This window comes from Oryzophilus luti, from assembly GCF_059726245.1.
Window position 1 is genome coordinate 2,999,214 of sequence record NZ_AP040874.1, and the last position, 21,189, is coordinate 3,020,402.

Annotated in this window: 17 protein-coding genes and 1 tRNA gene; 3 read left to right on the forward strand and 15 right to left on the reverse strand. The window is 61.6% G+C overall.

The genetic code is table 11. The features are described 5' to 3' along the window. Positions 1-98: 98 nt before the first annotated feature. Positions 99-2,747: a beta strand repeat-containing protein gene (locus AC6IZO_RS12675; protein WP_497805165.1), complete on the reverse strand. Its 2,649-nt coding sequence runs from the start codon at positions 2,745-2,747 to the stop codon at positions 99-101. Between the two features lie 64 nt (positions 2,748-2,811). After that, a complete protein-coding gene (locus AC6IZO_RS12680) occupies positions 2,812-3,228 on the reverse strand; it encodes a hypothetical protein (protein ID WP_497805166.1) in 417 nt (138 codons plus the stop codon). Between the two features lie 605 nt (positions 3,229-3,833). On the opposite strand from AC6IZO_RS12680, the gene AC6IZO_RS12685 reads away from it, so the two are divergent. Then, on the forward strand, positions 3,834-5,048 hold the full coding sequence (locus tag AC6IZO_RS12685) for a hypothetical protein (protein ID WP_497805167.1): 1,215 nt from the start codon (positions 3,834-3,836) through the stop codon (positions 5,046-5,048). A 1,220-nt stretch (positions 5,049-6,268) separates the two neighbouring features. On the opposite strand, the gene AC6IZO_RS12690 is transcribed toward AC6IZO_RS12685, so the two are convergent. The 4 genes from AC6IZO_RS12690 to AC6IZO_RS12705 all read right to left on the reverse strand — a co-directional run bounded on the left by AC6IZO_RS12690 (position 6,269) and on the right by AC6IZO_RS12705 (position 10,177). After that, positions 6,269-6,345: transfer RNA gene (locus tag AC6IZO_RS12690), tRNA-Pro, on the reverse strand. Positions 6,346-6,449: 104 nt separating this feature from the next. After that, complete coding sequence (locus tag AC6IZO_RS12695; protein ID WP_497805168.1) at positions 6,450-7,262, reverse strand: hypothetical protein; 813 nt, start codon at positions 7,260-7,262, stop codon at positions 6,450-6,452. A gap of 10 nt (positions 7,263-7,272) precedes the next feature. Further along, the gene (locus AC6IZO_RS12700; protein ID WP_497805170.1) at positions 7,273-7,545 is read right to left on the reverse strand and encodes an oxidative damage protection protein; all 273 of its coding nucleotides are present in this window, start codon (positions 7,543-7,545) and stop codon (positions 7,273-7,275) included. A gap of 103 nt (positions 7,546-7,648) precedes the next feature. Then, positions 7,649-10,177 (reverse strand): ribonuclease R family protein, encoded by a 2,529-nt coding sequence (locus AC6IZO_RS12705; protein ID WP_497805172.1) that lies wholly within the window; start codon positions 10,175-10,177, stop codon positions 7,649-7,651. Positions 10,178-10,305: 128 nt separating this feature from the next. Between AC6IZO_RS12705 and AC6IZO_RS12710 the strand changes: the two genes are divergently transcribed. Both AC6IZO_RS12710 and rph read left to right on the forward strand, forming a co-directional pair. After that, positions 10,306-10,680, forward strand: coding sequence for a hypothetical protein (locus AC6IZO_RS12710; RefSeq protein ID WP_497805174.1), 375 nt, complete (start codon positions 10,306-10,308; stop codon positions 10,678-10,680). A 32-nt stretch (positions 10,681-10,712) separates the two neighbouring features. Next, entirely contained in the window at positions 10,713-11,435 is a 723-nt protein-coding gene (rph, locus tag AC6IZO_RS12715; protein ID WP_497805176.1) for a ribonuclease PH, read from the forward strand. Between the two features lie 85 nt (positions 11,436-11,520). Here rph and AC6IZO_RS12720 read toward each other — a convergent pair whose 3' ends face one another. The 9 genes from AC6IZO_RS12720 to AC6IZO_RS12760 all read right to left on the reverse strand — a co-directional run bounded on the left by AC6IZO_RS12720 (position 11,521) and on the right by AC6IZO_RS12760 (position 21,139). Further along, entirely contained in the window at positions 11,521-12,720 is a 1,200-nt protein-coding gene (locus tag AC6IZO_RS12720) for an FprA family A-type flavoprotein (RefSeq protein WP_497805178.1), read from the reverse strand. 112 nt (positions 12,721-12,832) lie between these two features. Next, positions 12,833-13,606 carry a methylmalonyl-CoA decarboxylase gene (gene scpB, locus AC6IZO_RS12725; RefSeq protein ID WP_497805180.1) on the reverse strand — a complete coding sequence of 258 codons (774 nt, stop codon included), beginning with the start codon at positions 13,604-13,606 and terminating at the stop codon, positions 12,833-12,835. A 99-nt stretch (positions 13,607-13,705) separates the two neighbouring features. Beyond that, positions 13,706-14,734, reverse strand: coding sequence for a class II fructose-bisphosphate aldolase (fba, locus tag AC6IZO_RS12730; RefSeq protein WP_497805182.1), 1,029 nt, complete (start codon positions 14,732-14,734; stop codon positions 13,706-13,708). Positions 14,735-14,943: 209 nt separating this feature from the next. Next, positions 14,944-16,710 (reverse strand): RecQ family ATP-dependent DNA helicase, encoded by a 1,767-nt coding sequence (locus AC6IZO_RS12735; protein WP_497805184.1) that lies wholly within the window; start codon positions 16,708-16,710, stop codon positions 14,944-14,946. A 45-nt stretch (positions 16,711-16,755) separates the two neighbouring features. After that, complete coding sequence (locus tag AC6IZO_RS12740) at positions 16,756-18,051, reverse strand: dihydroorotase (protein WP_497805186.1); 1,296 nt, start codon at positions 18,049-18,051, stop codon at positions 16,756-16,758. Then, on the reverse strand, positions 18,048-18,959 hold the full coding sequence (locus AC6IZO_RS12745; RefSeq protein WP_497805188.1) for an aspartate carbamoyltransferase catalytic subunit: 912 nt from the start codon (positions 18,957-18,959) through the stop codon (positions 18,048-18,050). The genes AC6IZO_RS12740 and AC6IZO_RS12745 overlap by 4 nt, the downstream gene beginning before the upstream one ends. Positions 18,960-19,056: 97 nt before the next feature. Next, a complete protein-coding gene (gene pyrR, locus AC6IZO_RS12750) occupies positions 19,057-19,647 on the reverse strand; it encodes a bifunctional pyr operon transcriptional regulator/uracil phosphoribosyltransferase PyrR (protein WP_497805190.1) in 591 nt (196 codons plus the stop codon). 81 nt (positions 19,648-19,728) lie between these two features. Next, positions 19,729-20,430, reverse strand: a complete 702-nt coding sequence (locus AC6IZO_RS12755; RefSeq protein ID WP_497805192.1) for a hypothetical protein — start codon at positions 20,428-20,430, stop codon at positions 19,729-19,731. 121 nt (positions 20,431-20,551) lie between these two features. After that, a complete protein-coding gene (locus AC6IZO_RS12760) occupies positions 20,552-21,139 on the reverse strand; it encodes a hypothetical protein (RefSeq protein ID WP_497805194.1) in 588 nt (195 codons plus the stop codon). Positions 21,140-21,189 lie beyond the last annotated feature (50 nt).

The window sequence follows — 21,189 nt, forward strand, 5'->3', positions numbered from 1 at the left end:
ATACCAATCTGGGGGGAAGAAGGCGGACAGTCCGTAATGGACTGCCCGCCCCTTGGTTCAGCACGAGGGGAAGCTTTCGCTGCCCCTCGAAGTTGTTGTTAGTCGATCTTCACCATGAAGGTGACGACCGCCGACTGGCCGGGCGTCAAAGTTCCGACGGTGGCCGAAATCGTGCCCGTGGTGCCGCTGGTGGGATTGGTAACTGTGCCCACCGTCGTGGCAGCCTTGAACGCGCCCGAGTTGTCGAAGTACGAGGTGTTGCTCGGCGTGGCATCGCTCACCACTACGCTGGTGACGTTTGCCGTGCCCTGGTTCTGAGCCGTGATCTGGTACACCAGGCAGGCGCCCGGCTTGGCGCTCAGCGTGGCGGCAGCGAACGCCGAATCCGGCGTGCCGTCGCAGTTCTTGCTGGTGGCCTGCAGCTTGTTCAAGCGCAGCTCACCGGCAATCACCGTGGACTGATCGTTGGCGGTGGCCGTCGAGGCGCCGCTGTTATAGGTGGCAACAACCGTGGTGGTATCCACCGCGCCCGCCGCCGCCGCAGAAGGAGCAATCACCTTCACCAGAACCACAACGCTCTGGCCGGCAGTCAACGTAACGGTAGTGGTGGTGGTCACCGGCGAATCGCCGGAATCCAGCGAGTTCGCAGTGGTGCCGTTGTCCTGGTACAGGGTCGAGGCCCAGTTGGCCTGGCTGTCCGAGATCCAGGTGCCCGGGAAGGTCACGGTTTCCGAAACGTTGCCCGCGTTCTTCAGGGTGTGGGTATAGACGACCGAGCCACCCGCGTAAACCTGGCCGGTGTTGTTCGGGGTCAGCGTGACGTTGTGAACGGTGTTGACCGTCACGGCGTCATGCAGCACATCGACCGCGTTGCTGGTGGAGGACAGGGAGCGGAAGTAGATCTGCTGCGTGCCAGCCGCATAGCCGCTGGGAATCGTGATGACCGCGCAAACCAGCTTGTTGCTGGCGGCATTCACCACACCGGTGTTGGTGATGGTCGAGCCGAGGCTCGAGCAGTCGGTGCCGTTCGCGCTGTTCTGGAAGGCAATCGACCATCCGGTCGGCAGCGTGTTTCCGCTGAACGTGGTGCTGGTGGAAACCAGCATGTCATAGCTGTCGGCAGTCGCCGAGGTGTTGTTTACGTACAGAGTGAAGACCGTGGTCGCACCCGGGTTGGCCGTGTTGGTCACCTGGGCAGTTCCTTCCGGACCCACGCCATAGCCCGGGACGCCGGTGGCGGCCGCGCTGTTGTTGGTCAAATCGACCGTGTTGGCGGTAATGGCGGCCAAACGCTCGGTCACCGTCGCCGTGGTTGAGGAGCTGAACACCGAGGTGGCCGTTGCAACCACGTTGTACGGACCTGCGCCACTGGCCGAAGCCGGCAGGGTCGCCTTGATCACGACATTGTAGGTTGCGTCCGCAGCCAGCGGACCGCTGTCGGCAACGCCGTCGCCGTTGGAATCAGCCAGCGGAGTCACACCGTCGCTCTTGTAAAGGACAAAGGTGGTGCCCGCGGGGAACGTGCTGCCCGAGAGGCTGATGTTGAAGGCATCCGTGCCGTTGCCCGTGTTCTTCACCACGTTGGTGAAGGAGACGGTCGCACCCTGCGTGGCCGAAGCCACTAGCTGAACGCCGTTGACGGAGTTATCCGAGTCGCCCGTGGCCGAGGTACCGGTATCGCTGAGGGTCACGCCCGCGGTCTGGGTAACGGTAAAGGTGGTTGTGTTGGAGTTGAACGGACCAACATTCGAAGTGCCGTCGTTGTACTGGATGGTGCCCGTGTTGTTGATGCTTCCCGGAGCAAGGCCGGAGGCGATGTTCACGGAGAAGGTCAACGTGCCGGAGGTTCCAGCCGGAATGCTATTGATGATCGCGGTGATGGTTCCAGTGGTGTAGCTGTAATCGATGTTCGGCGAGCCGCTCGAAGGCTGCACATCGCCAGTGGCATCGGTCAGAGCGGTGCCGGAGGTTCCGAGACCGGTCACGCTCCAGCGGCCGCTGCCGGCAACATAGGTCATGCCCGCGGGCAGAGCGTCGATGATCTTCACCGTCGACGCCGTCGCGTTGCCGTTGTTGGTGTAGTTCAAGGTAACGGTGTACGGTCCGCTGCCGGCCGCGCCCGAGGTGGCGCTCAACGACTTGGTCAGGTTGACCACGGCGTTGCCCGTAACCGTCGTCGTATCCACGTTGGACACAGCGGTCACGCTCGTATCAAAGACCGAGCTGGCGGTCACGCTCATGGTTCCCGTCTGGCCGGAGGTTGCAGAAGCCGGAACGGTGCCAACCACCAACAGGTGAACGGAGGCTCCGGCGGCCAAAGGAACCGTGCCCGTGCCCACCAGGTTCACGCTGTTGTCAGGAATGCCGTCGTTGTTCGCATCGATATAAACAGCGAGCCCCGTGTGCGTGAATGCGCCCGTGGCAGTCAGTCCGATGGTGAAGTTATCAGCACCGTTGCCGGTGTTGGTCAGGATGTGCGAATAAATGACCTGCGCGCCCGGCGTGGCCGTCTTGGCGTTGTTGGCCGTCAGGGTAAAGGCTGCAACCTGCTGAACGGTGGTGACAACGAGATTCGATGTCGCGGTACGAACCACACTCGATCCGTCTGTGTAAGTGGCGGACGCCTGGTTGCCGATCGTCGTGCCGGCGGCGGGTGCCTGCTGTGCGAATACCGAAGCGCACAGCAGCAGCATCACCGACAGAACCACGGCCACAGCGCTCATCCGCGTTGTGTACTTGCTGTTCATGCCTTAGCTCTCCTTGATTTCCTTGAGAATCCGAATTTGGTTAACTGCAGAAATTGTGGTTTTGTCAGTGCGCGCGGGGCGCTTCAACCGACGCTGTGGAACTTAGAACTTTTACGCGGGCGTGAACCGTGACCGTGCGATGAGGGGCGATTTCGCCCAGGTCCCACCGCAGCACGCGATACTCATCCAGCGGAACGGGCACTTCCGACTCGACGCCCTTGGCGTTTTTCACGCGATGCATGAGAGGTGCGGGAGAAAAGTTCTTGCCATCCGTGCTGGCCCAGAACTTCGCCGGCGATGCCGTTCCGCCCTCGTAGCTCGTGCCGGACGGAATCGGCAGAACTCCGCGAACATCGCGCAGCGCGTTGGAAGACTGATTGGTGTACTCGACCGTGTATTCAACCGTGTCACCCGGTTTCACGGTATGTGCCGGCTGCTTCGCCTCACTGCCGTTCTGGATGACGACCTTGCTTGCGCTCATCACCACTTTGAGCGGTTCGTTGGGCTTCTGCGCGGACGCAAATCCCGCCAAAAGGACGAGAACGCCGGCTACCACCAGAAAAGACTTTAGCTTTCTCACGCATTTACCTCTTTCATACCGTCCCAATCTTGTACTCAAGGGCATGTACTTCAGTTTGGAACGTCGCAAGAATTATCTACAAAACTCTCTTGAGGAAAAAATCACACTCGTAACGCTTAGTAACCTTATTGCTTGAATTTACATGGGTTATAGGTTACCTGCTTCCTCAACTATGACAATTTCTGTCACCTTCTGGTAAAGCACCGTGGAATGACTGCCGATGGTTCCTGCGAGGAAAAACCATGCGATCAGTCACAAAAGTGCTCTTTGCCACAATGGGAATTGTTTGTGTTCTGGTAACTGGATGTGGGAATGTTTCTGCACCGGCTTCCTCTGCGGGAAATGGGCAGAATTCGCCATCGGCGAATTCTGCACCGGCATCTCTCCGATGTGTCCCCGTTTCCGGACAGCCAACGACACCGCCATATTTCGTCGGGCAGGCGCTTCAGTGTGTGGTGTTGGTAAATGGCCGTTCCGTGCCGGTTGAGTGGAGCGCTTCGTCTGGAGTGATCGACGAGAAGGGAGTTCTATCGAAAGTTACGAATGCGGTTACTCTTAGTGTGAACGCCGCACCAAATTCAGCAACTGGAATTTCTTTTTCGCCTCTGCAACTGAGTCTTCCATTTGAAAAACCTGCCGGGGCACCCGGTCTCATCTTCACGATTCCCGCCACTCACGGAACAGCCCTATGGGATTTTGTCTTGGACGATTCGCTTCAGCTCTATAGCGCTGGATGGTCATCGGGAGAGATGCCGCAAGGGGAATTGTTCAGCATGGACTTCTGGGCGCGCCAGCCGAAGACCGCAGCTTTGGCACAAGACGCCTTACTCCCCGCGGCGGCAATCGTAGATCAGCGCCCCGTCTTTGCCGGAGGCAGTTCTTCAACCTCAGGGCTATCTCCGTTGCTGGTCACTGCGGATTCGACGCCGAACATGAGGACCGAAAGCGGCTGCTCAAGCGCGGGTATGCTGACGGCCGTCACCTACGATAATGCCGCTCATCAACTATGGGGCGCATGGAGCGGGAACAACTCGGCCTCGCGAATCCTCATTGACAGCAGTAATTACCAGCTCAATTGCCCTGCCGCAATTCCGTTCATGGAATCGACGTCCGAGATCAGCAAGGTTCCCTGGGTCTGGAGCCTTCATGCAACGCCACTCGGCATCATCAGTGGAGGCCATTACATCGCCGCAGGGAATGTTACCGGCTTCGTCAAGTTGAATGCGCTGTCTGGAGCAGAATTGGCTTCGGCAGAATATCCCGATCTCGCCGATATTCGCGTCTCCCCCCTGATTCAGGAAAGTGAGGGAGCGTTCTTCTATCTTGCAGGACATGACTTAAACAATGGCGGGGATGTCTGGACGGTCAAGAAGCTCACCGGCGCACTGGACGTTGCGTGGACAAAGCGATGGCCGGACACAAGTGCCATGAGCGAACCGCTCGCCCTGGAGTCCGCCCCGGAGGGCGGGGTAATTCTCGGCGGAAAAGCAGTACAGTTGCTTGCCGGCAGCGCCAACGCTACCGATGCAATTCTGCTTTCGCTGGATGAGTCCGGCAACGTGCGCTGGGGCCCTCTGCGCATCAATCCTTCCAGTAGCGGAACCGAGTCCTGCTATTTATCCAGCCTGCACCTTACGCCCGATTCAAAATTCATGGTGGCAATCATCGGCTGCGGGCAAAATAGCATCGACTCTTACTTGCTGGGTTTCGCGCTTCCATGAGAACAGGCCGCTGCAAATCCTCGTAGCATTCCTTGCAACGGAAAAATCCTGCAAGTTGCCGGGTGCGCAATGACCTGCTCCCATTTGTCCAGAGACTCTGCCCAAAACTAACTCTCAACATGTATTAACTTTTGGGATGCTCATTATCCCCTTGCCCAACTGCGCCCAAGTACGTGGAAATGAAGTGCGGAAGTTATTGAAGGCGGATGGGTTGGGAGGAATTGACCGTCTACAAAATCGTCTACAGTGGATTTTTCGATTGTTTCGGAATGGCGGTATCTTATTGAAAAAAATGGTCGGCCTTAGCAGACGATTTTAGAACTCTCCTGCGGGCCGGAGAACCAGCGGCATAGCCGTTCAACTAACCCGGACAACGAACAGAACGTCGCCCGGCCACCCGTCCAGTCAAACTGCTAACCGCCCCACCCTCTCGCTGCGCGAGAAGGGTAGGGCACCCGAAACATTCCTTCCCGAAAAGCTGCGCCACCCGCCCGTAATACGCCAAAGCACAGTTCTTCAAGCGTTCAACTCGTTCGTTGGTCTTAGGCGCGTTGTTTGCGGGAACAACCGCAGATGAGCAGTCATGGATGTTGCGTCCTAACCATAAGCATTTCTGCGTACCCCAAATTCATTATGAGCCAGATCAGCGCCATGCCGATGCCAAGGCCCCAACACCACCGTCGCGCAACTCCAGGGGGGGCGACGATCGCTCCTACGGCTGCCAGAATTGATGTAATGACGCCAACGGAACTTAGCCGAATCATGAACTTGACAACCTGAAAGCCGTGCCCCCCTAGTTGCGCCGTGGTCCGATGGAATCCGAAGATAGAGAACTCGCACGAAAAGAAAACAAATGCCAAAAAAGCACTCAGGCTACAACAGACCAAGCTGAACCGCAGAAGGTACATCCGTACTGAGGTGGGATGGCGTTCGGACCGCCACCCCGCGAGCGTTCCGATAGTCAATGTTCCCAAAATGATTGCTGGAATCAGTAGTCGCATCGGCGTTCTCCTAGGCTACGGGACGTGTGCACCAACAGCACTGATTGGATAGGTCGCAGAAATACCGCAGGCGCTTGTGGCGGGTGGCCCACATTTGCGCGGTGTTCGCAAATGTGGGGACTCCGTGCCCTTTGCGCAACAGACTAATCGCCTCAGCGGATCAACGCGAATGAATTGTGGTTGGAATGTAAAGGATAGTGAGCAGCAGGGGGAAAGAAATGGTCGGGACGGGCAGATTTGAACTGCCGACCCCTCGCACCCCAAGCGAGTGCTCTACCAGGCTGAGCCACGTCCCGACGGTCGTTCAATGCGAAGGATTCACGGTTGGCACCGTTCGCTCCTCCGCTGGGGTCAAATGTATTTTACACTACCAACGCGCGATTGCGCGCGCGGCAACAAACTAATGCCTTTCCGCCGTGCAATTGCTGAAGAGCAACCCCATCTTGATGTCTTGTCCTCCCTGTTTCAGGCGAAAGAGAACTTCCCTCGGAATCTGCAGATGGTTCACTTCCTGATAGTCGAACTTCGCAACGAGCTCCGCTGGGGTACCATCGCTTTCATAGTTGGCACGGAACTCAGTTGCCAGCAATCCATTGCTGCTCGGGGAAAACACGGGCTTGACCGCGCCGGAAAACGCGGGGCTTGAGGCATCCATTTCGCGGATCACGTAATCCTTTCCGATGAAGATGACGGCATGCGTGCCGTTGCTGTCGCCTTCCAACCGGTAATGGTCCCCCTCTTCAATAATCTTGTCGGCGGGGCTTAGCGAGTCAAACACGTTGTTCAGCATCAACTCAGACCAGCTTTGGAAGAAGCCGCTCACCATCTGGTTCAGGCCGGAGTAAAGCTGCACCAGGTTCCGGCGCTCCTGATCGCTGGAAACCTCCACATCGCCATGCGTCAACTGCACATCGTTGGAGGAGCCCAAGGCAAACTGGAATTTCACCTTCTTCAGTAATTCGATCCGCTCCTGCACCTGCGGACCCGTTGCGCCAAGGCTGGCGAACAACGCGTCCCAGTCAGGCTCCAGCGAACACTGGTAGCGCACCAGGCCTTCCGAACGAAGGTTGTAATAGAGTTTGCGCCCGTTCTGGGCGAATGCCTTTACATCTTTTACCGTGGCAGGGGCTTTCGGCTCCTGCGCCAGGCAGGAGCCGAGCAACGACAATACCGCCACGAGCGTAACAGCCGCGAGCCGGAGTCGATGTGTCATAGAAAGGTGCTTACTGCGCCGGAGGAACGAAGTCCTTCGGCTTTTCCGCGCCGGCGCCGAAGAAGTACTGCTCCATCTGCTGCACGATGAAGTCCTGATGCTCCTTGCGCCACGGCTGCAGGCGATACTCATTGAGCAGCATTTTCATGTGGTCCTGCCACTGCTGCCACGCCTGCTGGCTCACGTTTTCGTAAATCTTCTGCCCGAGCGGGCTGTCGAACGGCGGCTCCTCAAGGCCTTCCGCCTGGATGCCGAGCTTCACACACTGCACCATGTGGGCCATCTGCAAAATCCTCTCTTCCTCGAACTGCGACTCCTGATTGTACTAAACCCACGCATGTTCCGGCGATGGGGCGGAGTTCATCCCAAAGCCCGCTGCCGAGCAGCTACCGGCGCCCCTTCTTGCCCTTGGCCGCTTTGCTCTTCGCGGTGGCCTTTGTGCGCTTCGGCCTTGGTGGCGGAGCCTCTTCCAGCAGTGCGAATTGAATCTTGCGCTCGTTGCGGTCGATGCGGTCCACCAGCACCTCCACGCGGTCGCCCAGCGAGTAGGTTTTGCGCGTGCGCTGGCCAATGATCTGCCGCGTGTTCTCGTGGAAGACGTAGCGGTCGTCGCGCATGGTCACCAGCGGCACAAGGCCCTCGATGAAGAGCGAGTCAAGCTCGACAAAGATGCCGAACTTGGTGATTGAACTGATCATGCCGGTGAAGTCCTCGCCCACGCGGTCGACCATGAACTTGACCTTCTTCCATTCCAGCAGCTCGCGCTCGGCCTCATCGGCGCGGCGCTCCGCCATGCTGCTGTCCTCGGCAATGTTGTGCAACTCGGCCTCGGAAATTGGCCCCGGCAGAGGCTCGCGGTTCGGGTCATACTTGCGGCCTTCGGTGCGCTTGCTCCACGCGGCATCGCGCCCCTGCTCCACCGGCCCGCCCATGCCCACGCTCACTTCGCCGTCGCGCCGCTCAGGAGACTCCGTCAGCACCTGCTTCAGCACGCGATGCACAATCAGGTCCGGGTAGCGGCGAATGGGCGAAGTGAAGTGCGTGTAGTCGGTGGCGGCCAGCGCAAAGTGCCCCAGCGCCTGCTCGCTGTAACGTGCCTGCCGCAGCGAGCGCAGCATCAGGTAGCTCAGAATGCGTTCTTCGGGCTTGCCCGCAATCTTCTCTGCGAGCTTCTGATACATGCGCGGCGTAATGTGCACTTCTTCCGGAATCTCCACGTCTCGGGCGCGCTTGCCGGTGCCGCGCGCGGCGCGGTAGTCGGTCTTCATGCGGAACTTCTCAACCGGAATGGCGCCGACACCGAGCGAATAGCCAAAGGCGGCCGCCACGGTTTCAAAATCCATCACGCGCTTCGGCTCCGGCTTCTCATGCACGCGGTAGAGCGCGCCCACGCCGCGGTGGTGCAGATAGTGCGCCACGCTTTCGTTGGCCGCCAGCATGAACTCCTCAATCAGCCGGTGCGCCTGGTTGCGCTCGCTGCGTGTCACGCCCTTCATCATGCCGTTCTCGTCGAATTCAATGACCGGCTCCGGCAGGTCGAAGTCGATGGAGCCGCGACGGTGACGCTTCGCCGTCAGTATCTGCGCCAGCTCGGCCATGTTCTCAAAGTTCTGTACCAGCGGCGCGTAGCGCGTCCGCGTGGCCTCGTCGCTATCGAGAATGGCCGCCACCGCCGTGTAGGTCATGCGCTCGGCCGAGCGTATGACGCCTGGACACAGCTCGTAACTCGTGATTTCGCCCGTGGCGTCGAGTTGCAGAATCGCCGACATCGTCAGCCGGTCCAGGTGCGGACGCAGCGAGCAGAGGTCGGTGGAAAGCTGCTGAGGCAGCATCGGAATCGCACGGTCCGGGAAGTAAACGGAGGTGCCGCGGATCACGGCTTCCAGGTCGATGGGCGTCGCGGGGACCACATACTGCGCCACGTCGGCAATGTGCACCTGCAGTTCCCAGTTGCCGTCGGCGAACTTCTCCACGTACACGGCGTCGTCAAAGTCGCGTGCGGTTTCGCCATCAATGGTCACGATGGGCAGTGTGCGGAAGTCGCGCCGCCTGCGCAATTCACGTTGCGGAATAATGGGGTCGATGGCCTGCGCTTCGGCCAGCACATCGAGCGGAAAGCGGTGCGGCAGGTGGTGTTTGCGGATGATGATTTCCACGTCGACGCCGAAATCATCCTCGTAGCCGATCACCTCCATTACGCGGCCCTTCGGGTTCTGCGTCGCCGTGGGCCAGTCGGTGATTGCCACGTCGACCACCACGCCCTCGAGATCGTCGAACTCGCGGCGGCGCGCCTCGCTGCCGATGACACGATCCGGGTCGGCAGCCCAGGGAGAGCGCGAATCATCGCGCAGGGCGCGTGCCTTCTTCTCCGTCTCGTGCAACTCCGGCGGAATTTCCGCGCCGCGAGGGATCACGATGTCCATGGTGATCTTTTCGTCCATGGGCCGCACGTAGTTCACACGGTTGCCGTAATGGAAGACGCCGACGACCGTCTGCTGGGCGCGCTCCATAATGCGCAGGATGTGGCCCTCGGTGCGGCCATCGCGCTGCGCGCGCAGTTCCACCAGTACCTGGTCGCCCTGCATGGCGTTGCCAATCTCCGGTGGCGCGATGAAGACGTCTCCGCCCAGTTGACGCCGCATGGCTTCTTCCTGCGGACGCACAAAGCCGTAGCCGTCGCGGTGCATGTTCAGCCGCCCGATGAGCAGGTTTCGCGAGGCGGCTTCGGCGGGCAGCGCATAACGCTCGCGCTCGGTCTCAACCAGCTTGCCGCGCTGCACAAGGTCGCGCAGAATCTCGTCGAGCTTGCGCCGCTCGGCACCGCGCAGCCCAAGCTCGCGAATCAACTGCTTGTAGCCCGCAACGCGGCGCGGCTGGCGCTCAATCTGTTTCAGAATCCGGCTCTCGGTCAGCATTTTGTATGCGCGCTCCATCCCCGCACCAGTATGCTACGAGCATTGCGGCGCGTGCGACAGGCAAAATCCTATTGCGCCGGGCTTTAACACTGCCGTCACAACCGCCCCCGGTTTACAATCGACGCGCCATGAGAACCGCACTCTGCCTTCTTCTGCTCTCCGCCTCACTGTTTGCGCAAGCGCCGTGCAAGCCAACGGGCGAGCACCGCAAGCTCGACCACACCGCCATGCAGAACCTGCAGGTGGCCAAGGTGAACAGCTATAAGGAGCCTTGGCGGCTCGACGCCAAAGAGGTTGCCGTCCGCGAGTGCCAGTCGCTCAAGCTGCCTGCAGCCGTGGCTCTCCGCGGTGACGACCGCGCGCAAACCTTCTCCTGCGGCGCCGCCAAGGGCCCGCACACCGAGCTGACGCTGCAGAAACCCGAGTGGCTGCTACCCTGGGCCGGCACCTACCGGCTGATGATGTGGATTGTTACCGACGTAAAGACCGTCTGCGCGAAGTAAACTGGAAGAGCAACTCACCAAGGAACTCAAGAATGATTTTTCGCTCCGACAACCGTCAGCCGGACCAGATGCGTCCGGCAAAGATCACCCCTGAATTCATCCGCACGGCCGAAGGCTCCTGCCTCATCGAAGTCGGCAACACGCGCGTCATCTGCACCGCCTCCATTGAAGAGAGCGTGCCCGGCTGGATGCGCAACCAGGGCAAGGGCTGGGTCACCGGCGAATACGGCATGCTGCCGCGCGCCACGCTCACCCGCACGCCGCGCGAGGCCAGCAAGGGCAAGCAGGGCGGACGCACCCACGAAATCCAGCGCCTCATTGGCCGCTCCATGCGCGCGGTGGTGGATATGGAAGCCCTCGGGGAACGCACCGTCTGGATCGACTGCGACGTCATCCAGGCCGACGGCGGCACGCGCACGGCCTCCATTACCGGCGGCTACGTGGCGCTGGCGCTGGCGCTCAACAAGCTGGTTGCCTGCGGCACGCTGCCCAAGCTGCCCATGCGCGACGGCGTGGCCGCCATCAGCGTGGGCATTGTGGACGGCACGCCCATGCTCGACCTGGCTTACGAGGAGGATTCGCGCGCCGAGGTCGATATGAACTTCGTTCTCACCGGCAGCGACCAGTTCATCGAAGTGCAGGCAACCGCCGAGCACAATCCATTCAATGACGACCAACTGGCCGCCATGACCGCGCTCGCTCGCAAAGGCATCCACGAGCTGATCACGCTGCAGAAGCAGGCGCTGGGCAAATAGCAGGTGCTTTAGAAGAATTTTGCCGGAAGACAAACGGAAAGAGCGGCGCCCACAAGCGCCGCTCTTGTTTTGCAGAGATACAAATCTACTGCGCCGCAACCGGTTCGTGCATGAACTGCCGGTTCGCCGCAAGAATCGCATCGGCCAGCCGGTCGAGTGAGGCAAAGTCTTCCGCCTTCGGCTTGCCCTTCACCAGCACCGGCTCAAGGTACTCGGCCTGCACCATGGGCAGCGCATTCCTCACATCTTCATCGAGCGCCGAACCCCAACCATAGGAGCCGAGTGCCGCCACGTACTTCAGTTTCGGCTTGAGCACGTTGATCAGGTTGAGGGCTCCGGCGATGACCGGGTGCGGCCCGCCCAGCACGATGGAGGCCGCCACCACCAGCGTGGAGGCCGTGACCAGCGCCGACGCCAGCTCGCCCGGGTCGCCGTCCACCACGTTGTACGGCACCACCTTCAGACCGCGCTCCATCAGCGCATCGGTCAGGTAGCCCACCATGGTGTTCGTGTTGTTGTACATGGAGACGTGCGGAATCAGCACCTCGGCATCCGGCGTGCGCGAGTTCCAGTGGCGGTATGCATCAAGAATGAGTGCCGGACGGTTGTACACCGGGCCGTGGCTGGCTCCGATGATGTGCGGGGCAATGCGGTCCACCAGGCCAAGATACTTTCCCACGTAGAGATGGAACGGCATCATGATTTCCGCATAGTAGCGGCGTGCGGAGGCCAGCACCGCTGCTTCATCGGTGGCGAACAGGTCGGTGGTTGCCAGGTGCGAGCCGAACAGGTCGCAGGTGAACAGCACGCGATCCTCCACCAGTTCGGTGAACATTGTGTCCGGCCAGTGCACGCGCGGCGTCATGTGAAAGCGCAGCGTGCGATTGCCCAGTGAGATCGTGTCACCCTCGTCGATGACCTGGAAGCTCTCCTCGGGGACGGCGAGCGCGTCGGTCACCAGTTCCTTGCAGACCGAGTTAGTCACCACCTTCGCTTTCGGCCACAGCTTGAGCACCGCAGGAATGGAGCCGGAGTGATCCTGCTCGCCGTGATTGGCGATCACATAATCGACTCGCTCAATGTTCATGCGGCGCAGCGCAGCCAGGTACTCCTCCGTGCGCGCCGGATACATCGTGTCAATCAGAGCGGTCTTCTCGCTCCCCTGCACCAGGTAGGAGTTGTAGGTGGTGCCATGCGGCAGTGGAACAAGTTCGTCAAAATAACGCCGGTCCCAGTCAATGCCGCAGATGGCAAAGACTCCGGGAAGAATTGGACGTGCGATCACCGCGGTCTCCTTTTTCTGCTTGCGTAAAGACCGGAGACTAGCGCAGTTGCACGCGATTTTGAAAGTGAAATTGGTTGGTCAATTTTGGAGCACCGCAGTGTTCCAAAGTGTCTCACTCGCCCGTAAACACAGGCTTGCGGCGTTCAAAGAACGAGCGGATTCCTTCCTGGTAATCCTTGCTGTCATACACCTTGCGGCGCAGGCCCTGCACGCGCTCGAAGGTCTCCGGTGTGAGCGGGTAGGCATGCGAGAGCACGCGCAGTTCTTCCTTCAGCGCGGAGATCACCAACGGAGAATTCTCCGCGATGGTGCGCGCCAGCCCGAGCGTGAAGCTCTCCAGCTCGGCGGGTTCCACCACGTAGTTCACAATGCCCACTTCATGCGCGCGGACGGCCGTCATGGGCTGCGCAGTAAAGAACATCTCCTTGATGATGACCGGCGTGACAGCCTTGGCCATATTCAGCACGCCGGCCATGTTGTAAGGCACACCGAGTTTGGCGGGCGTGGCCGCCAGCGTCATGTTGCTGGCGGCAATCACAAGGTCGCAACTCATCACCAGTTCGCACGCGCCGCCCCACACACCGCCCTCCACCATGGCGATGACCGGCGCGGGAAAGTATTCAATCTCGCGGACCACGGTGCGCAACGGGTCGTTGTAGGTGAGCGGGTCGCGGCCGGAAGTCGGCAGCTCATGCACGTCATGTCCCGCCGACCAGGTTTTGCATCCGGCGGGTGCGCGAAGAATGAGCGCACGCACGCGCGCCTCGGCCATCGCATCCATGGCGGCAACGAGTTCTTCAATCAGCGCGCTGCTCAACGCGTTGCGCTTGGCCATGTGATCCATGGTGAGAATGCCGATGGCATCAACCGTCTGCGACTGAATCATCTCTTCCGCTCCGTCCGCGCCATTGGCGCATTCACGCATAAAAATGGCGGCCCGCTGCACTGGCAACGGACCGCCGGTCTTGCTTCTCACGCTTCAGGCTTACTTCGCGACCTTGCCTTCGGCGTAGCGCTTCTGCATCTCGCTGAGCGGCAGCGGCGCGTAATCGCCGGCGTGTCCGGCCTGTCCGAATTGCGTCATGCGCAGGGCAACCACCTTCTTCATGGCCTCGCGGGCCGGCTTCAGGTAGTCGCGCGGATCGAACTTCTCGGGCGTTTCCGCAAACACCTTGCGGATGGCGCCGGTGATGGCCAGACGGTTGTCGGTGTCCACGTTGATCTTGCGCACGCCGTTGCGGATGCCGAGCTGAATCTCTTCGACGGGCACGCCCCAGGTCGGCTTCAGCTTGCCGCCGTACTGGTTGATGATGTCCTGCAGATCCTTGGGCACGCTCGACGAGCCGTGCATCACAAGGTGCGTGGAAGGCAGGCGCTTGTGGATTTCAATGAGCAGATCCATCTTCAGCACCGAGCCATCCGGCTTTTTGCTGAATTTGTACGCGCCGTGGCTGGTGCCGATGGCGAGCGCCAGAGCGTCCACGCCGGTCTTCTCTGCAAACTCCACGGCCTGGTCGGGATCGGTCACGTGCTCCAGCCCCGAGCCACCTGCGCCGTGGCCGTCTTCAATGCCGCCCAGCACGCCGATTTCGCCTTCGACGGTGACGCCCTTGGCGTGCGCCATTTCAACGACCGTGCGCGTGACTTCCACGTTGTGCGCAAAGGTCGACGGCGTCTTGCCGTCTTCCATCAGCGAGCCGTCCATCATCACCGAGGTGAAGCCCAGGTCGATGGCCGTCTTGCAGGTCTCCACGCTGTTGCCGTGGTCCAGGTGCATCACCAGCGGAATCTCCGGATACAGCTCGGCGGCGGCCAGCATCAGGTGATACAGGTACTTATCCTGCGAGTAGGCGCGCGCGCCGCGGCTGGCCTGGATGATGACCGGCGACTGCGTCTCACGCGCTGCTTCCATGATCGCCTGGATCTGCTCCATGTTGTTTACGTTGAACGCGCCAACGCCGTAACCACCCTTGGCGGCTTCGTCGAGCAACTGCCGCATCGAAACCAGAGGCATGGGAATCTCCTTCTAAATGAGTTCGTCCGCCCAAACACCGTTATGATGCTGCTTGCACGCGGAGGGGTGCGGAGCCTCCGGGGGACCTTTGGCTGGCGCTATAAATTCGCGGGCTTCCGCGAATCCAGCCAGGCGGGCCGTCCCAGGCCCGAAAATCGTCCGCCCCAAAGCTACCACGCGGGCCGCAGGGCGGCAACCGGGCGGAAGCCCTAGCGCATCGCCCGCAGCAGCGCCTCGCCATAGCGCTGCGCACGCAGCTCGCCCACGCCCTTGATGGCCGCCAGCTCCTCCAGCGTTTTTGGAGCCACACGCGCCACCTCGCGCAGGGTCGAATTCTGCATCACGCAGTAGGCGGGCCATCCCTTGGCCTCGGCCAGCTTTTTGCGCACGGCGCTCAACCGCTCAAAACGCGCCTGTGCCGCGCCTTCCAGCAGGTCGTCATCGGCGTCCGCGCGCTGGCGGCGGCTGCGCGGCTTCTTCGCCGTTGGTGCTTCGTCGCTCCACAGCCGGGGCGCGCCCGGCTGCTTCAATGAATCCTCAAAGCTCTCCTCGGCGGACCTTTGCCGTGCGCGCTCCAACTGCTGCATGCGCCACTCCGGAATCACCACTTCCCCGCTGTGGACGGTGCGTGGCTCGGACGCACGGCTGCGCGAAACTGGCGCGTGTGCGCGCACTTGACGCGCCGGAACCGCCATCACGCGACCGCCCTTCGACAGCGCCGTGGCCGGCGGACGATGCCGCTCGCCGAAGCAGATATCGCACTCGCAGCCGCTGATGGAGTGCTTTTCGCCAAAGTATTCGATGATCTGCGCGCGGCGGCAGTGCAGAGTCTCGGCGTAGCGCAGCATCAGGTCGAGTTTGCTATGCGCCATGCGCTTCAGCCGCTTAACGTCGCGTTCGCCGAGCGCTGGATTGTTCTCGCCAATGCGGTCGATGAAGAATTGCTGCGTGCGCAGGTCGTTGCGGCTCCACAGCAGCGCGCAGCGCGCGGGCTGGCCATCGCGTCCGGCGCGGCCCGCCTCCTGGTAGTAGGCTTCCAGACTTCCCGGCAGGTTGTAATGCGCCACAAAGCGCACGTTCGGCTTGTTGATGCCCATGCCGAAGGCGTTGGTCGCCACCACAATCACGTTCTCGGATTCCACAAAGCGCTGCTGGTTACGCCGGCGCTCCTCCTGCGTGAGGCCCGCATGATAGGCGCACACGGCGCGGTCGCGGAATTCATCCTCGAACAGCGCGGCAATCTCCTCCACGGCCTTGCGCGTGGAGCAGTAGACAATGCCGCTGCCCTTCTGTCCGCGCACAAAGCGCTCCAGCGCCGCATCCTTCTCCGCAATGCGCGAGAAGCAGCGCGCCTCATAAGCAAGGTTCGGGCGGTCGAAGCCGGTGACGTGCACCTTCGGCTGGCGCAGTCCGAGCGCGGCCACAATGTCCTTCTGCACCTCGACGGTCGCCGTGGCCGTCACTGCGATGGTCAGCGGGTTGCCGAGCCGCTGGCGCACCTCGCCAAGCTGCATGTATTCCGGGCGGAAGTCGTGCCCCCAGAAGCTGACGCAGTGCGCCTCGTCCACAACGAACAGGTTGGTCTTCAGCCTCGGCAGAAGGTTCATGAACGAGGGCGCGGCAAAGCGCTCGGGCGCAATGTAGAGCAGTCCGCGGAAACCGTCGCGCAGCCGCTCGCGCACCTCGCGCTGTTCTTCCGGAGACTGCGAGCTGTTCAACAGCATGGCCGGAATGCGCAGTCGGCGCAGGTGGTGGACCTGATCGGCCATCAGCGAGATCAGCGGCGAAACAATGACCGTCAGCCCGCGCAGCGCCACCGCCGGAAGCTGGAAGCACAGGCTCTTGCCAGCGCCGGTCGGCATCACGCACAGCACGTCGCCGCCCGCCAGAAGGTCTTCAATCACCTCCCGCTGGTGCGGACGGAACGCTTCGTGTCCGAAAACTTTGCGCAGAATTTCGTCGATGGGAAACGGCATGGGCCTGCCTTTAGATTACAGCCTCGGCAGGCCCGTTAGGAATGGCTACAGGTTGTTTTCCACCACGTGGCCGCCGACGATGGTCGCCACCGGCGCGCCGATGAAGTTCATGCCGCCGTAGGGGCAGTTGCGCGCCTTCGACTTCGTCTTGGTCACGTCGTAGGTCCACTTCTTCTTCACGTCGATGAGCGTCACGTCCGCCGCCGAGCCGGCCTTCAGCGTGCCGCGTCCCGCAAGGTTCGCGATTCTTGCCGGGTTGGTGGAGAGCATGGCGATCAGCCTTGCCAGCGGCACCTTGGCCTCGTGATGGAAGAGCGTCAGCGTGGCCGCCAGCGCCACTTCCAGCCCGGTGATGCCGAAGGCCGCCTTGTCGAACTCGACTTCCTTCTCGAACAGCGCGTGCGGCGCATGGTCGGTGGCAATCACATCGAGCGAGCCATCGGCCACGGCCTTGCGCAGCGCCGCCCGGTCTTCCGCGGTGCGCAGCGGCGGATTCATCTTGTAGCGTGGATCGTAGCTGGCGCAGTCTTCGTCGGTGAACAGGAAGTGGTGCGGACAAACCTCGGCGGTAACCTGCACGCCGCTCTGCTTGCCGTACTGCACCAATTCCATGGCCTTGGCCGTGGAGATGTGCGCCACATGCAGGCGCGCCTCGGTTGCAGCCGCCAGCCGTATGTCGCGCTCCACCAGCCGCCACTCGCTCTCCGCCGACTGCCCGCGCATGCCGAGCCGGAAGGACATGACGCCTTCATGCATCGGGTTGTTGTGGCTCAGGCGCGTGTCCTCCGCGTGCTGAATCACCACCATGCCCAGCCGATGCGCCGTCACCAGCGCCTGCCGCATGACGTGGTCATCCAGAATCGGGCGTCCGTCATCGCTGACGGCAACCGCTCCCGCTTCCTGCAGGCTGCGATAGTCGGGAATGCGTTCGCCCGCGCTGGCAATGGTGGCCGCTGCGATGGGGAACACGTTCACCACTGCGCCGCGCTCGGGGTCCTGCATCCAGCGCGTAATGGCCGGCGAATCATTCACCGGCGTAGTGTTCGGCATGGCGCAGACCGAAGTGAAACCACCGGCCGCGGCCGCAGCCGTTCCGGTCGCAATGGTTTCCTTGTAGGCCTTGCCCGGCTCGCGCAGATGAGTGTGCAGGTCAATCAATCCGGGCGCAACAATCAGGCCCTTGGCGTTGATCGTCTGCTCGGCGGGGCCTTTGACGGCGCCCGGTGCAGCAACCTCGGCGACTTTGCCATCGCGCAGCAGCAGATCGAAGTTGCCCTCGATGTTCTGCGCCGGATCGATGAGCTTGCCGCCCTTGATGAGAATGCTCGGTGTGTGCGTCATTTGCGCCTCCCCAGCAGTGACTCCAGGATGGCCATGCGCACCTTCACCCCGTTGAGCACCTGCTCCAGCACCACGCTCTGGCCGCAGTCGGCCACGTCGTCGGTCATCTCCATGCCGCGGATCATCGGCCCCGGATGCATCACGATGGCGTCCTTTTTGGCCAGCTTCAACCGCTGCGCGGTCAACTGGTAGCGGCGGACGTATTCATCAATGAGAATCTGCAACCCGGAGAGCCGCTCCTGCTGCACGCGAAGCATCATCACCACGTCGGCGCCCTTCAGCGCCACGTCCATGTCGCGCTCAATGGTGACGCCCGGCGCAAGCTGCGCGGCGGTCTCCGGCAGCAGCACCTCCGGCCCGCAGAAGACGACCTGCGCGCCCAGCTTGGTGAACAAGTGCGCGTCACTGCGCGCCACGCGGCTGTGGAAGATGTCGCCGATGGTGACGATCTTCAGCCCCTTCAGCGATTTCTTGTGCTGGAGGATGGTGAACGCATCGAGCAGGCCCTGAGAGGGATGCTCGTGCATGCCGTCACCGGCGTTGATGATGGGAATGCCCAAAACGCGCTCCAGCAGGTTGGGCGCGCCTGACGATGGATGCCGCACCACGATGGCGTCCACAATCGAGCGCAGCGTCAGGCCAGTGTCCTTCAGCGATTCGCCCTTCTCCACGCTGGTGGAGACGGTGTGGATGACGATAGTGGTAGCGCCCAGCGACTTGGCGGCGATTTCAAAACTGCTGCGGGTGCGGGTGGAGTTTTCGTAAAAAAGGAGGGCAATGCGGCGTCCGCGCAACGTGGTGCGTGGACGCGAAGGATTCATGGTCCTTGCCAACTTCAGGAAGTCCATGATCTGCCGCGGATTCAAAGGTTCAATCCCCAGCAGAGAGCGGGCCTTACCAGTCATCATGTTTTTCATCCCGGCCGTGGTCCGGCCCGGTCCGGTCGGGAAAGCTGCCGCCCGGAGGCGGCAGGTTCCGTCGCAAACCGTTACTGCAAAATCCTGTTTACTGCGCGGGCTGTTCTTCGTCCGGCGTGCGTTCCACCAGGAGCACCTTCTCCAACTGGTCGGTCTCCTGGAACTTGACCTCGATGATCTCAAGGTCGCTGGTCTGCACGCGGCGGCCCACAAAGCTGGCCTCAATGGGCAGCTCGCGGTGTCCGCGGTCGATCAACACCAGCAACTGCACGCGGCGCGGGCGGCCCTGATCGAACAGGGCGTCGAGCGCGGCACGCACGGTGCGTCCGGTGTAGAGCACGTCATCGCACAGGACAATGTCTTTGCCCGTGATGTTGAACTCGATCGGGCGGGGCTCCACCACCGGCTTGGGACCCACGGTGGAGAGGTCATCGCGATAGAGCGTGATGTCCAGCGTACCCACCGGCACCGGAGACTTCTCAATGCGCTCGATGTGCTTGGCCAGCCGCTGCGCCAAGGGGATTCCCCGGCGGCGAATGCCGATCAGACCCAGGTTGGCCGTGCCGTTGTTCTTCTCGACGATTTCATGCGCGAGTCGAACCAGCGTGCGCTCGATTTCCGAGGCCGACATCAGCTGGCCCTTTTCACGCAGGTGTGGAGGACGCGAAATGACGTTCATAGCTCTTTAAAGATACGCTGGCCCGGCGTCCGCGGGCAACTGCCCCGCGCCGGGTGGCTAAAATACCGGGGAAAACGCGAATTAGTGCCGGGATTGCGAACCGCCGAACAGGCGCGCGCTCAATGCGCCGCCCGCCCCGCTCAACACCACGAACAGGATGAACATCAGCAGCAACGTCAACCCAAGCAGCGCGGCCGCGCCGTCCGGCGTGCCCGCCATCTTGATGATCTCCTGCATCTTCTGCTGCGCCGCGGGGTCGGCGCTGGCGGAAGACTGCTGCGCCGCCTGTTGCAGCGTCTGCTGCATGGTCTTGGATAGCGAGCCTTTCGGCTGCGCCATGAAGGCCACCAGGGCCTCCACGCCCATGACTGCGAAGCTGAACAGTCCGGCCACCGCGCCAATGCGGAAGCCCTGTCCCGTGGAAAGGAACGGCGCGTGCACCCGGCGGCGATAGAGCGTGACGGCCACGCCTCCTCCAGCCACCATGCACAGCAGCAGGAAGGCCGGAACGGGCGCAATGCGGAACAGGAAGAAGGCCAGCACGCCACCCATGGCGGCGGACATCCACGCCTTGCTCCAGACCACGCCACCCGTGCGCGTCAGGTTGAACTCGGAAAGATCGACCGCCGGACTCGGGCGCTGCCCCTCGGGCTGCGGCTCCGCGGCGCCCGGAGCGGGCTCATACGGCGAAGGAACGCTGACGTGAATCTGTGGCTCGCCGCATTCGCAGAACGGCGTGCCGTCCTCAACCATCTTCCCGCAGCTTGGACAGGCGTGCTCCATGCCTCGACGGTAGCAGCCCGCGCAGTCCCCGCGCAAGTCACAAGGCACGCCGGTCAGCCTCCGGCTTCCGCGCAAAAAGGAAGCGCGGCCGCAGCCGCGCTCCGTGTGGACACAGCAATCGCTACACGGCGTCTTTCTTCTCGTCGTCCTTCATCTTCAGCTTCAGGTAGAGCAGCGTGAACTTCGTCCCCTTGCCCTCCGGCTCAATCTTGGCCAGATGCTGGTTGCCGCGCTTGCCCACCTTCAACACCAGAATCGGGCTGTTCGGGTCGTTTGACTCGCAGAAGACTGGCTGGTCCACCTGATCGCCCTTGTTGATGTTCTCGTTGTCGCTCTTTTCGCCGTGGCACTCAATCACCTTGCCGTAGGCCTTGAGCTGGTCGCGGTAGAAGTCCGCCAGCTTGGCCGGCGCGTCGTTGCTGGTGTATTTCAGCGTGACAACCTTCATGCCAAAGCCGCCGAAGCCCATCGAGACATCGGCGTGGCTGTCACCCTTGCCTTCCTTTGGCACCGGCGTGGAGCCCGGATAGACCGCCATGCCGAGATCCTTCGGGTCCACCTGCTCGTTCACCTTCAGGCCGCCGAACGGCGTGCTGACCTCGACCTTCTTCTCGCCGTTGTCGCCGTTCTTCTCCACCTTCACGCACGAAGCCGCCACCAGCATCAAGGCTGTTGCCGCCAGCGCAACCCAGAGTTTCGTTGCCTTCATCGTCATCTCTCCCGCGGCCTGCCCGCCGCGTCTGCGGAAGCCCCTCAGCT